This is a genomic window from Cupriavidus sp. 291-E7 (genome assembly GCF_057798835.1).
Genome location: NZ_JBYOJV010000047.1, coordinates 1 through 13,235 on the forward strand (window position 1 = coordinate 1; position 13,235 = coordinate 13,235).

The 13,235-nt window shown below is 54.7% G+C and carries 9 protein-coding genes and 2 pseudogenes; 8 read left to right on the forward strand and 3 right to left on the reverse strand.

What is annotated here, in order from left to right; genetic code table 11:
- Positions 1 to 851: 851 nt before the first annotated feature.
- Positions 852 to 1,031 carry a DUF2188 domain-containing protein gene (locus tag AC3FLX_RS33360; RefSeq protein WP_488701559.1) on the reverse strand — a complete coding sequence of 60 codons (180 nt, stop codon included), beginning with the start codon at positions 1,029 to 1,031 and terminating at the stop codon, positions 852 to 854.
- A gap of 498 nt (positions 1,032 to 1,529) precedes the next feature.
- Between AC3FLX_RS33360 and AC3FLX_RS33365 the strand changes: the two genes are divergently transcribed.
- On the forward strand, positions 1,530 to 1,712 hold the full coding sequence (locus tag AC3FLX_RS33365) for a hypothetical protein (protein WP_488701560.1): 183 nt from the start codon (positions 1,530 to 1,532) through the stop codon (positions 1,710 to 1,712).
- Positions 1,713 to 1,973: 261 nt separating this feature from the next.
- Positions 1,974 to 2,429, forward strand: coding sequence for a hypothetical protein (locus AC3FLX_RS33370; protein WP_488701561.1), 456 nt, complete (start codon positions 1,974 to 1,976; stop codon positions 2,427 to 2,429).
- Positions 2,430 to 2,482: 53 nt separating this feature from the next.
- Here AC3FLX_RS33370 and AC3FLX_RS33375 read toward each other — a convergent pair whose 3' ends face one another.
- Together AC3FLX_RS33375 and AC3FLX_RS33380 are read right to left on the reverse strand one after the other, a co-directional pair.
- Positions 2,483 to 3,781 (reverse strand): MFS transporter, encoded by a 1,299-nt coding sequence (locus AC3FLX_RS33375; protein ID WP_488701562.1) that lies wholly within the window; start codon positions 3,779 to 3,781, stop codon positions 2,483 to 2,485.
- Positions 3,782 to 3,873: 92 nt separating this feature from the next.
- Positions 3,874 to 4,686, reverse strand: coding sequence for an NAD-dependent epimerase/dehydratase family protein (locus AC3FLX_RS33380; protein ID WP_488701563.1), 813 nt, complete (start codon positions 4,684 to 4,686; stop codon positions 3,874 to 3,876).
- 332 nt (positions 4,687 to 5,018) lie between these two features.
- Here AC3FLX_RS33380 and AC3FLX_RS33385 point away from each other — a divergent pair, with 332 nt between their 5' ends.
- From AC3FLX_RS33385 to AC3FLX_RS33410, 6 genes and pseudogenes are all read left to right on the forward strand, one after another.
- The gene (locus AC3FLX_RS33385; protein WP_488701569.1) at positions 5,019 to 5,714 is read left to right on the forward strand and encodes a FadR/GntR family transcriptional regulator; all 696 of its coding nucleotides are present in this window, start codon (positions 5,019 to 5,021) and stop codon (positions 5,712 to 5,714) included.
- 556 nt (positions 5,715 to 6,270) lie between these two features.
- Positions 6,271 to 6,547 (forward strand): annotated as a pseudogene (locus tag AC3FLX_RS33390) (DDE-type integrase/transposase/recombinase); the annotation flags it as partial.
- A 285-nt stretch (positions 6,548 to 6,832) separates the two neighbouring features.
- Positions 6,833 to 8,167 carry an AraC family transcriptional regulator gene (locus tag AC3FLX_RS33395; RefSeq protein ID WP_488701564.1) on the forward strand — a complete coding sequence of 445 codons (1,335 nt, stop codon included), beginning with the start codon at positions 6,833 to 6,835 and terminating at the stop codon, positions 8,165 to 8,167.
- A 72-nt stretch (positions 8,168 to 8,239) separates the two neighbouring features.
- A pseudogene (locus AC3FLX_RS33400) lies at positions 8,240 to 8,521 on the forward strand (helix-turn-helix domain-containing protein); the annotation flags it as partial.
- A 454-nt stretch (positions 8,522 to 8,975) separates the two neighbouring features.
- Entirely contained in the window at positions 8,976 to 10,886 is a 1,911-nt protein-coding gene (locus AC3FLX_RS33405; protein ID WP_488701565.1) for an Ig domain-containing protein, read from the forward strand.
- A gap of 73 nt (positions 10,887 to 10,959) precedes the next feature.
- Complete coding sequence (locus AC3FLX_RS33410) at positions 10,960 to 11,985, forward strand: hypothetical protein (protein ID WP_488701567.1); 1,026 nt, start codon at positions 10,960 to 10,962, stop codon at positions 11,983 to 11,985.
- The last annotated feature ends 1,250 nt before the right edge of the window (positions 11,986 to 13,235 follow it).

The window sequence follows — 13,235 nt, forward strand, 5'->3', positions numbered from 1 at the left end:
CACAAGATCGGGTAAGGACACGCCGTCGCCGGCGCATCCTCCCCTAAGAACCGTACGTGCGAGTTTCCCCGCATACGGCTCACGCTCTCGAAAAACTGTCTATGGATAAACAGTCGGCTCTCGACTTCAATTGAGCCTACGCATCGATGAACGGTCGTCGCTCAGCGCAAGCGCCGAGAGGTGCAGACGCCATAGCTGGCGCTCTTCCATGCTTCCCCTCGTTGAACCCAGACCAAGTTTCTGCGCTCGAGAACCTAGCGGAAGTCTGCTCGCTTTCGCGCGAGGCGATGTTGCAGCCCCTATCCACACGATTACGGCGCGGCATTCGCGTTTTCCGCCTTCTCATACCCGCACAGTCAACAGCTTGCCTCACGGCTCGCTTGCCACGAGGGCAACGGTACGGGCTTACCACGTTCCCGTTTCATCACACGACTGAGTAAGGACCCGCCTCTTCGCCGGTGGCGCTTACGGCGACGTGTTGCTTGATAGCAGAGCAACATCCGGCCACTTCCCATTTTGGGTCATGCCTAACAGCAGCTTTGGCATGTCAATAATAACGACGTTTATCAGCGATTCACATGTGTTGCCCATGTCAGCCAGCTTCGCATCTCAGCCCCATTGCTGCTCGGAGCTTCCACGCAGTGCCTCGCGACACTGCGCGCTTACGGACACTTTGTCGGAGCGGCTTCGCACAACGCCGTTACCAGCGATGCACGCGCTCCCAAGCTACCGCCGGTCGCACGGCGGGTTCACTACCGCACCAGACTGCATGCAGTTGAACAATGATGAAACGAGCATGCATTGCGCCTAACCAACGGCCTCATGCTTCGTGTCGCACACTACCTCTTATTTTAAGAGGTGCCGGGTGTCCTGAGATTCAAGGGGCCGCTCCACTTATCGCATTGCGCTCGCTCGGTGCCAGCTTGGATTGCTTCTTCCTGGGTGGCAAACATAGTACGCTTGCCACTATCTGGAACTTCGACCGCCCATCCGTCACCAGCGGGCACTACATGAACGTCTTTGTTGGGCATGACTGTCTCCTGAAAATTGTGAAGACAGTTTGCTCGTGGCCTACGGCATGCCGCTATCGGACAGCGTCTGACACCCCGCGGCCTACGGGGTATTGGCGCCAGAGAATTCTCGACGCCTTGCAGACGCCATAGTAGGCATTGAATGCTCAATGCCGGGTCTGATGGGTCAGTTCTCAGTGCAACTCAACAGATATGGTCAACGGAGAACAAGAGCGCAAGTTCGATCGACTCCTGAGATTGATTGCCGATGGAAGTTGATTGATCGAAGCGGCTCGCATTACACTGGGCCTCCATCGGAGCTCATACGCAGGGCGTGGACGCGATCGACAAATGCAAGCTGGAAGCGAATCTCCAGCATGAACTAGCGGCGATATGTGAAGAGCTGTTGGCGGGCTCGTCAGTCCGCTGCCTGCGCGTTGCGTCTACATACCGAAAGCGAACTGCAAACTCAGGCCGCTTGGGATACCGAGCCTGCGGGATCGGATTATGCAACGGCCAATGCTGATGGCAATGAAGCCGATCTGGGAAAGCGATTTCCATCCGGCTTCGTATGGATTCAGACCTGCCCGTGGCGTACATCACGCGCTTCGCGCGGCGAAGCTTCAATTGCAAGATTGTGGTGAACAAAGTGTCGCCGGACGCCGGGTCGTCGAGGGCGACCTCGCCAGCTACTTTGACTGACTGTTGCTGAAGGGAATCCACAAGAGGATTGCCGACCAACGGTTCCTTGTTCCGCTCTGGAAGTTCATCAAGGCTTGGCGCGATGATCGTGATCTGTTTCGCGGACCGAGTGAAGGCGCTCCTCAGGGTGGTGTCATCTCACCCCTGTATCCAACATCATGTTGCATGAATTCGATGAGTGGATGGAACGGAACACCTGAGCAAGAAGGTGCGGGAGGATCGGTGGGCATGGAACTCCGCCATTCATAAACAGCGGCCTATTTGCTGTTCGAGAAGACCGACAATAGGAAACCAGCTATCGCCTATTGCCGCTATGCAGATGACGTCCATCGGGCCAGTTCGAAAATTCGTAAGAAGCTGGTTCTACGGTATGCGCGTGCGCTCGGAAAGATCGATTTCGGCCCGCGGTTTTGGCATTTCCCCGTAGGCGAGAAGGGTATCTTCCGTGCTCCTGCCAGCGATCCCGACTGGTTGCCTGGAGTGACGCGCATCGCGCTGCCGCCGGAGGTGCCCGCCGTGGCGGGCGCGGACTTGTTCGCGTACTCGATGCCTGCATCGGCAACGCCGTACAGCGTCACGATCGATTGCGCACTGACGGCGCCTTCTGCGAGCAGGCTCAGTGCTGCAACTTCCAGTTTCAGTTTCAGCGCAGATTCTCTTCCTTGTATTGGCGTTATTTTGCGTTGGAATTCAGGAAAGCAGGGACGACGTGTCTAGGCCGCGAGCGTGAGTGCGTTCGCAGCCTAGCAAGAACTTCAAGTAATACGGAGTCAGGAATGGGCTGGCGACGACTGCATGGCGGCGTTCTTCGCCACGGGCTTCACGCGTTCGCGCGCCATCACGAACACGACTGCAGCGGCTATCAGGTCGAACACGGCCAACACCACGAACAGTGGGCTGTAGCCGATATGGGTGACCGCTAGGCCAAACACCAGAGTGAAAAGGGTAGCGCCCAGATACCCAGTCATGCCTGCCAGACCCGTGGCCGTGGCCACTTCGTTCTTGCCGAACACATCGGACGTGATCGAATACAGCGCGCCAGAAAGCGTCTGGTGCGCAAATCCGCCGACGCAGAGCAGCGCAATGGCGGAGTAGGGGCTATCAACCAGTCCCACGCATGCGGGGCCGATCATTGATAGGCAGCCGACCAGCATCACTAGCTTGCGCGAAGTGAACAGCGAGACCTTCAGACGCTTGTGGAACAACGGGCTGAGGTAGCCGCCAAGCACGCAACCGATGTCGGCGGCCAGGAACGGCAGCCACGCGAACATCGCGATCTCCTTGATGTTCATATGGCGCTCGGTGGCCATGTAGAGTGGAATCCAGGCGTTGAATGTCTGCCATGCCGGTTCCGACAGGAAGCGCGGAATCGCGATCGACCAGAAGTTGCGGCCACGCACGATCTGCAGCCAGCTTGCCTTGGGCGCGCTGCTATCCTTGTGCAGCGATTCCTGGCCGGATAGGATGTATTCGCGCTCTGCATCGGACAGTCGCTTCTGCTTCATCGGATGCTTGTAGAAGAGCGCCCATAGCACGGTCCACGCCACGCCAAGCACGCCGACCACCACGAACGACAGCTGCCAGCCGCCGTGCAGGATCGTCCAGACCACCAGTGGCGGTGCGCACAGCGCGCCAATCGATGAGCCGATATTGAACCAGCCGATAGCAACCGAGCGTTCCGTGGCCGGAAACCACTCGGTGGTGGCCTTCACGCCGCCAGGAATGCCGGCCGCCTCGGTAATTCCGAGCAGGCCGCGAAAGAACGCCATGCCCTGCCAGCCTGTGGCCAGCGCGGCGGCTGCGCACGCCAAGGACCACGCCAGCGCAAAGATGCCAAAGCCGATCTTGGTGCCGATTGCGTCCAACAACACTCCTGCAATCGGCTGCATCAGCGCATAGCAGACCTGCCACGCTACTACCACGTAGGAGTATTCCTGCGTACTCATGTTTAGCTCGGTCATCATGGTCGGCGCCGCCACCGACAAAGTGTTGCGCGCCAGATAGTTGACGATCAGCCCCATCGTGACCAGGCTGACCATCCACCAGCGCATACCCTTGATACGTTTCATTGCCGTCTCCTCATTTGCTGTCTTGCTCATTGCGGCGGTGTGAGTTATTTCGTGCCGCCGCATCTTGTACTTGTAAATTGGCGCGTGCCATATCAGCGCCTTAGCCGATCCTCTAGCGCCGTATAGTCGATACTGGCAAAGCCGCCGCCCTGGTGCTGACGCGCAATGACGTCAAGCGGATCGGGGCGCGACAGGATGTCGACGGCAAACTCCTCGGCGTTCTGCGTCGGCACGTATTGCAGTCGTGCTGCGGCATCACGGTTATCCCAGTAGCTGCGCGTGTTAGCCGATACGCCCCACACCACGGCAAAGCCCACGTCCGGTGTCTGGATGCTGCGCTCGATGAGGTGAACAAAATCGTCATGGCCCAGCCACGTGCTTAGATGACGTGGTTCGGCCGGGCGCACCACGCAACTGCCAATGCGAATGCATATGGTCTCGATACCGTGCTTGTCCCAGTACATGCGCGCCATACCTTCGCCCCACATCTTGCTCAGGCCGTAGAAACCGTCGGGACGGAATTCGCAATCGGTGCGAAGCGTGTCCGTGATGGGATACATGCCGATGGCGTGGTTGGAACTGGCAAAGATCACGCGGCGTACGCGCTGGCGGCGCGCGCCTTCATAGACTCCGTAGAGCGAGTGAAGGTTGTTGTCGATGATCTCGGGTAACGGCTGTTCCACGCTGGTGCCCGCCATGTGGACGAGTACGTCCACATCGCGCAGCAAGCAATCCACAACGGCGGGGTCGCGTAGGTCGCCGTGCATCACGTCTTCGCCATCGGCGAGCGGGGTCAGGGGGGTGGTGTGGCCCGACGCGCGCAACGAATAACCACGAGTCGGCAGAGCGGTTCGCAGCAATGTGCCCAATTGGCCGCCCGCGCCGCTCAATGCAATCTTCTTCACGATAGAACTCCGGGGATGTCTCTGAAGCGGCTTACATATATTTATGAGACGTCGTACAACAACGTCGGCATAAGTAGTCCGACAACTTTATATATAAGTCCGGCAACTTTGGTCGGAATTGCACCCGAAGTCAATGAGCGGCGCCTAGGGTCGGGGGTAAACCCGAGCAATATGCTGTCGTGTTTAGATGATCTTGTGATGTACGATGACTAGTAAGATGCCTTTGTGATGAGGTGTGCGTAGTATGGTAGTGTGACAACTTGTAGTCGGTGGCCGGGACCTACGGCCCATCGTCTCTTCATCTGAGGGAAGGGCGTTTGGAAGACATCGTATTGACGGCCAGCGATAGTCCGAGCCGATCGGAGCAGGTCTGCAAGCTGATTATTGCTGCCATCCTGCGCGGGGAATTTGCAGCCGACCAGAAGTTGCCGACAGAAGTGGATCTGGCCGGCCGCTACGCGGTATCGCGTACTACGGTGCGCGAGGCGCTGTCACGATTGCGGTCGGAGGGTATCGTCGTGTCGCGCCGTGGCTCGGGCAGCTACGTGCAGCGCATGCCAGCGCGCGGCCATCCATCAGCCAGTCCGCAGATCGAGAGCATTGCTGACGTCGAGCACTATTACGCGTTTCGCCTATGTGTAGAAGTCGGCGCGGCCGAGATGGCTGCGCAGATGCGTACCAATATGGATGTCGACACAATTCGGGCGTCGTACGCCGCGTTGGGTCGCACAATGGACAGCGGGGCCATGGGCGTTGAGGAAGACCTGCAATTGCATCTGGCCATTGCGCGTGCTTCGCACAACCCATTTTTTGTCTCAACGATCGAGCATGCCCTCGGGCCGATCCGCCAATGTATGGAACTGGCGCGCAACCTTGGCCAGACGCGCGTGGCCGCACGATTCGAGGTGGTACAGGCCGAGCACCTGGCGATCATCGACGCCATTGCGGCGCGATCTCCTACGCAGGCGTCGCTGGCCATGCGACGCCATATTGAAAACGCGCGCAGAAGAATTTTCGAGGGAGGCTAGGGGGCGTTTTCGTCTGCGCCTTGCGGGGTGGCCCGCGATTCCCGGAGGTCGCATAGTTACCTGGATTAACATGAACGAATAGTACGCCGGTCGCGACTATCGCTGGCCAGAAGATGCTCCCGATGGCCGCATGGGGTCAGGACATCCGCATGAAAACGGTCGCGGAACGTCTCCGCGGCGACCAAGCAGAGGATGTTCCGCAATCCTTCACCTCCCTTCCTGAAGAAGTCCACGCGACGACGACGGGCTTGGTCAACGGCTCGCGGACGGCACCAGTCTCGCTAGTGCGGCCGCTGCGACGGCGATTGGCAGAGCCATGGATTCGCGCATTGGCCGCGTGGATGATCACGAAAAGGTGATTTTCTTTGCGTCAAGTGACGTCGCGGGAATTCCGCTTTCCGGCGAGAGTATCGAGTGGTGCGAGTTGGCGGCGCGAAGCAACTTCCGCAGTGTGCATCTTGTTCTGGACGGCGTCTCGTCGCCTGATTCGACAATCACAGACCGGGATGCTGCGGTTGGGCGATTCGGCGATGACGCCGCGCACTATAGTGCGAATGCAAACTTCGGCATTCGAACACGGCCCAGGCGCAAATACATCGCGACCACCAACTCGAATCATGGCCTGCCGGTCGCGCCAAATCTGCTTGGATGCAACCTTCCCACCACGGCGCCAGAATCAAGTCTGGACAACAAGCGACATCACGTACGTGGCGACGGCAGAAGGTTGGCTGTACCTAGCCGTCATCATCGACCTGTTCAGCCGGCAGGTGGTGGGCCGATCGATGCAGCCGCACATGAAGGCGGAACTGCTAACGGACGCGTTGCGCATAGCGTGATGCCGGCGTCGCCCGCCAGCCGATGTCATCGTGCACGGCGACCGCTTGAATCCGCCCGGTATCTGCCCAAATCGTTGTGCGGAAGCGTCAGCATGCTGCGCGCCGGTGACCGGATCTATATGCAACAACGCCGTCAAACGAGAACGCCGTGGCTTCGTGTCACTGCCGAAGCCTCGAGGTTGATACGCCATAAAGCATGAGCACTATTCGTGTCGAGATATGACAATAGTGAGCGCTGACACTATGCTTTCCGTACGTTTCTTCGGTCGCGGAAAACCAGCCATGCACTCCCAACATGCCACGCCCCACGGCTTTCACAGCAATGATCCAGAACAAATATCGCACTACATAGAAAAAATCTATGCAGGCAATGTATTTCGTCCGTGGCATGCCAACAAAAAGAGCATAAGTATTGCTGGAGCCGAATGGCGAGGTATCGGTATCTATGACGTGGCTATGGACATGCCGCACGATTTCCACACCGATCAGCCTCGACAAAACTATTTGTTTCTGACCTGCCATCGTGGCGGCGTTATCTACTCGAGTGGCGATTCCTCCACGCAATGTGCTGCCGGGGACCTCATGCCGGTCTCCTCGAATGATACTTCGACTTGCCGGACGGCGACCGATGGCTTTGATCATTTGTCGGTAATTCTTGATGCGGAAGCGCTCAACGACTTTGTCGCGCGCTGGTTAGGACGACCACAACGAAGCCCCATTTATTTCGAACTAGCGCCGATAGCCTCACACATTGCCACTCAATGGAATATGGCAGTGAACTGCCTGCAAAATGCAATGCAAATGTCTCCGGTGCCTGACTTTGCGATCACCGCACTATATGAGCACATGCTCAAGCTCGTTATCACAGGTCACAGGCACAGCTTTAGCTATTTGCTCACAAGCGATTATATCGTCGCAGAAAATCAAGCCCGCTCCGCTATCGCAATGATCGAATCCGATCCGATGAGATGGAAAACGCTGGGGACCATAGCTACCGCTCTTGGATGTGCACTGGGTGCCCTCGAGAACAGCATCGTCCGCTTCAGTGGGCGTACTTCCCGCGACTTGTTCCTTGAAGCCAGATTCCGCAGCGTCCAGCGAGCCCTATCCAAAGGCGGAGACTACACATTCATCGAGACTCTACGGCAATTCGGCTTTAGCCTGTCCGGCCAATTTATCCTCGCGTACCGCCAACGTTTTGGAGAACCTCCTAGCGCTACATACAGGAACAATACGAACGCACTTGACGCCAGCCAGATCTGCGTGGAGGTACGCGACCTACTGTCTCAAGCATCTATAGATCACTTCATAAGTCATCGCCTCAATCAACCCATAGCGCTTGCTGACCTTGCACAACATTTGGGGCTAAGTGAATATTCGACGTTAGCTGTGTTCAAAGCTCAATTTGGGCGTACACCAATGCAGTACGTCATTGAGCGCAGGCTAGAGCGGGCCCGGTGGATGTTGTGTAACACGTCTGACAGTATTCTAGCCATCGCACTTGAGTGCGGATTTGCGGGCCAGAGTTATTTCACAACACAGATGAAACGCCACTACGGCGTGACGCCACGCCAACTACGCGTATCGTCCAAACAATTGCCGCAGATGTCCGCTTGAAATTGGCGGAGGTAGGTTCAATGGATCATTGAAACCCCATCCTATTATTATCGAATGAGGGAGGGTTGACGACTGGCACAAATGGGACGGCCAGGGTTGTCGCCGGAAGGCAAGTCAGAGGTTAGGCGGCGATGGCGGGCAGGGGACTCTTTTCTTGGCATCTGGAAGGTGCTAGGCAGGCCGGCAGGCTCGATCTACGGTGTGATCCGACTATGCGGAGGATACAGCCCTGCCGCTCGTAAGCGGTCGTTGCGGGCATTGATCTTGAGTGAACGTGAAGAGATCTCGCGCGGCGTCTCGGCAGGACTTTCAATTCGAGCGATTGCCCACTCGTTGAACCGCGCACCTTCCACGAATATCCCGTGAGACATGGGGGCAAATCCACTGCGCATCTGCTACGAACGTCGCTTCGATATTCATCTCTCGCTGCTCCGGGTCGCCCGCGCTGTCATCTGCTCTGGATCCGTTGAGGATTTTTGTTAGCCGCGCCTGGTGTGCCGGTCTAACAGATGCCATGTCGAGGGATGGGCAGGCAAAGCAAGACCGGGCAGGTGCCGGTAGGTATGACCGGCAAATGTATCACTTGCTCGTTGTCTTGGCTCTTCTTACTTGAGTTAAGACGCGCAGCAAAGCCTTCGTTCTTTGATGGCAAGCTCAGTCTTTTCGCTGCCGTTTGAAAAAACTAATGGAATATCTTGCAAAAGTGAGTCGGCGATTTCTGATAATTTAAAATCGTATTTAGCCACCTCATAATTAGTGGAAAGATACAAATCAGCATTTATGTTTGAAAAAATGTTCTGAGATCGCCATGACCGAGAGCACAGTATACTTGAAAATGAATACCACGTACAAGAATGTCACCAACGGAGGGTACCAGAGGGTTGAGCTGGGAAGTGCCGGGTTTCTCAACGAGTGGCGTTTTAAGGGTGGACAAAGCCACATTGTGAATGGAATTGATTGGACATTAGTCGGCACACATGTGGATATTTTCGGTACTCCAACATCTCTAGAGCAGTCATGGCTAATGTTTGACGCGGAAAGCGATGTAACCCACGGCGCCGCGGATAAACACAAAATTTACATTGTCATATTGCCGGAAGTGGAAGTGTACGCTGATATGAAGTCAGGTGTAGTGCACGGAGCTTACCCGAAAATACAAGTGAGGGCATCTGGTGGCACGCCTCCATATATCTTCAAAAAATATGGCGACGTTCCTCCTGGGCTCGATATTGATCCGAAATCTGGAATATTTACAGGAGTACCGGAAAAGAAGGGTCATTATAAGTTCTTCTTGGGCGCAACCGATTCAGTAGGTCATGGTGGGCTCGATAGGGGTATGAATGGATGGAAGGAATGTACTGTATCAATCTCCCCTGAAATGAAATTCTCGCCGGGGGATGGCTATCTCCCTGCGGCAATTGTCAATAAACAATATCCGGAAACGAAAATTAGCGTGACGGGCGGAACACCACCCTACACTTTTAAGATGTTGAGTAATTGTGGGTTGACGATAGATCCGAACTCTGGGGTGATAAGCGGAAGTCCTTCACAAATCGGCCCAGGTACCTGTGTTGTTATGGCAAAAGATTCGGAAGGATATGGTGGTGAAATTGAAACGGGTCATATATATTCTGTATCTGTTGAAAACGAAATAGAAATTTTTCCGACGCTCCTCCCTAGTGAAGCGTCAGGAAAATCGTATCCAAAAATCGAAGTAGTGCCAGTAGGTGGCATCAAGCCATATAAATTTAAGTCTTATGGGTTGCCGGCTACCCTCTCACTCGACGAGAAGACCGGTGTTCTTTCAGGGTTCGCTCCAGCTGTTGTAAAGGATTACACGTTCTATTTGGGCGCAACCGATCACAACGGTAGCGGTGGCCACGAAAGAGGAATGAACGGATGGCGAAGCTATACTATCAAAGTAACGAGGCCGGACGTTGAACCTCCGATAATCACCACGCATCCTGTTACAGGTGATTTGGCAATTGGAAAGTTAAAGGGGGTGTTTTTATCCGGTGCCTCAGGTGCGATTGATGTGTCTGGGACAATTTCAGGAGCCGGCTTGGGGAAAGATAGAAGGCCAGGTGGCGTGACCTTTCTAGTCGCAAGTGCAGGGCATCAACCGACGGAGGCTCATCATGTTTTGTGGGCGGACGAATGGGCCTCTGATGGGTGGGGGTTCACGATTAAGGAAATAGCCGCACAATCCCACGATACAGTCGCGATGCTGGAGCTTCATGCGACCCTTGATGGGATAAGGAGCCAAGTTTCGAAGGTTCTATTTTCTTTAGATAAGTTCCTATCAACTCCTGAGTTTCGCGACGAGGATAATTTGCCTTGCGATCTTTTGAAAGTTCGGGGGAATTCTGTCCTAAAGTTCCATTTTGTTGTTAGGCATGCTATCGACAGACTTTCGATATCAATGAAGTTGCCAGATGGCATCAGTATACGTGACAACGTCTCTGCGCCTGGTGAATTTCAACCCCACGAGGTGGGAGATGGACATGGCGAAAAGTTAATCGCGACCATAAAAAATGGATCGAAGTTAACTGTTCCTGCAGGAAAGGACTATGTCTCGTTTGATTTCTCGGTTCCGATCTCAGTAAGTGCGGAATTTCGCGGTGGAACCGCATCGCTTATCATGAAAAGTGATAGCAAAATTATTTCTACTGATAGTTCATCTGTGGTCGCATCGGTAGTCTTGGATAAATCCAATTAAATTAAACCATCTGGCACTCATTCCCGTAAAATTTGACCGATGAGTGCCAGAATAGTGGCGTTTTCCGTTATCCATGAGTGATACTAGTATTGAAACCGACCTCAAATTGGTGGATAAGGACCTTCAGCCCGGAAAGGGAACGACGCTGATAGTCACTGTGGTGTTGCCGGTGAATAGGCGGTGGATACGGATCTTTATGAAGGTGATGCCAGGGTTCTTATCGTTGTCAAATGCCAAGCTCTATGGCTTGGGTGCGACCGCGAAGGTCCGAGGTGCTGGAAATAGTTTTAACGGAGAGATGGCGGAGGATCTTCCGGTGTGGCAGTCCGGCGAGAACGTCTTGCTGGCAGATATTCCAAAAAATGGAATATATTCAGGTGATACCGGAGCGAAGTCTGTCTCATTGCAGTGGGCGATGACTGTTCTCTTAAAAGAGAATGCACATCGAGGCAGTAGGGGATTAATAAGATTATTCGTGCTTGCCGACGAAACCGACGATATCTTATGCCAAGATAAGAATGAACTTTACGTCGCTACGCTGGGTGGACTGGAAGTGAGTCCGCCATCAATTTCTGAGAGATGGGTGGTTGGCGGCGTTGTGAGTTGTGTGTTTTCTGCCGATAACACAAAAATTAAGCCTCTATTTTCATTTCATGACGTCACTAAGGCGCCAATGGGGATTTGGCTGAATGGGGATGGGACTGTGAGTGGGGTGCCGATTAAAGATGGTGATTTTTCGTTTGCAGTGCAAGCGGTGGCAGGAAGCCTGCAAGGGTCACGTACATATAACGTTCATGTGGAGTCAGTTCCGATAGCGCAAACTTTCGAGCGTGTCAATCTTTTTAAGGATCTTATTTATCACAACCCCGATATAGGGAAAGACGCTATCGGCGGTCCGTTCTTTGAGGGTGAGATTATATCGATCTCAAATAAGGAAAGGTACTGTGCGAGTTGCAATTTTGAAATCGTCGAAGATAGGTTGGCTTTTAGCTTTAAAGGGCTGGAAAACGCATCAGGACTTTGTGTTGTCAGATACAGGATAAGAAATAGCCTTGTTTGGTCGGATGTTGCTGAAATTAGGATATATTTTCCGAGCTAATTGCATGTTGCGATGGCGATTATATGCCGCTAGGGAATTGCTTATGTCGACGCTCCCGGATTGCAAGCCATGACATGGGGGGCGACAGGTGAAGGCAGCACGCTTATGTCCGGCCCTTTTATGCAGGCCGCTCAGCCTGCTGGGCCAAATGGAATTCGCTGGCGAGGCCCTTATCTGATCATCGAGCGTTGCTGCTCACATTCCCTATCGGATGTTCCCCGCCCCGGTCCAACCTGTTAGCCATCATGCGATCAATGCTTGCGCTCCTTGAGAAGAAGTCAGTTCGGGCGGATTGTCGGGGGGCTGGCTATACAGTCATGGCAGGTGCCGTGTATCTCGTATTCCTTGCTAGGCCGCTGGAGCGGCCCCACGTATCTGAGGACACGAGGACTCTCTTAAAATAAAGGATAGTGTGCGACACGAAGCATGAGGCCGTTGGTTAGGCGCAATGCATGCTCGTTTCATCATTGTTCAACTGCATGCAGTCTGGTGCGGTAGTGAACCCGCCGTGCGACCGGCGGTAGCTTGGGAGCGCGTGCATCGCTGGTAACGGCGTTGTGCGAAGCCGCTCCGACAAAGTGTCCGTAAGCGCGCAGTGTCGCGAGGCACTGCGTGGAAGCTCCGAGCAGCAATGGGGCTGAGATGCGAAGCTGGCTGACATGGGCAACACATGTGAATCGCTGATAAACGTCGTTATTATTGACATGCCAAAGCTGCTGTTAGGCATGACCCAAAATGGGAAGTGGCCGGATGTTGCTCTGCTATCAAGCAACACGTCGCCGTAAGCGCCACCGGCGAAGAGGCGGGTCCTTACTCAGTCGTGTGATGAAACGGGAACGTGGTAAGCCCGTACCGTTGCCCTCGTGGCAAGCGAGCCGTGAGGCAAGCTGTTGACTGTGCGGGTATGAGAAGGCGGAAAACGCGAATGCCGCGCCGTAATCGTGTGGATAGGGGCTGCAACATCGCCTCGCGCGAAAGCGAGCAGACTTCCGCTAGGTTCTCGAGCGCAGAAACTTGGTCTGGGTTCAACGAGGGGAAGCATGGAAGAGCGCCAGCTATGGCGTCTGCACCTCTCGGCGCTTGCGCTGAGCGACGACCGTTCATCGATGCGTAGGCTCAATTGAAGTCGAGAGCCGACTGTTTATCCATAGACAGTTTTTCGAGAGCGTGAGCCGTATGCGGGGAAACTCGCACGTACGGTTCTTAGGGGAGGATGCGCCGGCGACGGCGTGTCCTTACCCGATCTTGTG

Excerpts from the sequence above, each read along its gene's own strand:
- AC3FLX_RS33405 (WP_488701565.1), top strand. The coding sequence starts at position 8,976 with ATGACCGAGAGCACAGTATACTTGAAAATGAATACCACGTACAAGAAT.
- AC3FLX_RS33395 (WP_488701564.1), top strand. The coding sequence starts at position 6,833 with ATGCACTCCCAACATGCCACGCCCCACGGCTTTCACAGCAATGATCCA.
- AC3FLX_RS33375 (WP_488701562.1), bottom strand. The coding sequence starts at position 3,781 with ATGAAACGTATCAAGGGTATGCGCTGGTGGATGGTCAGCCTGGTCACG.
- AC3FLX_RS33410 (WP_488701567.1), top strand. The coding sequence starts at position 10,960 with ATGAGTGATACTAGTATTGAAACCGACCTCAAATTGGTGGATAAGGAC.
- AC3FLX_RS33365 (WP_488701560.1), top strand. The coding sequence starts at position 1,530 with ATGCTGATGGCAATGAAGCCGATCTGGGAAAGCGATTTCCATCCGGCT.
- AC3FLX_RS33360 (WP_488701559.1), bottom strand. The coding sequence starts at position 1,031 with ATGCCCAACAAAGACGTTCATGTAGTGCCCGCTGGTGACGGATGGGCG.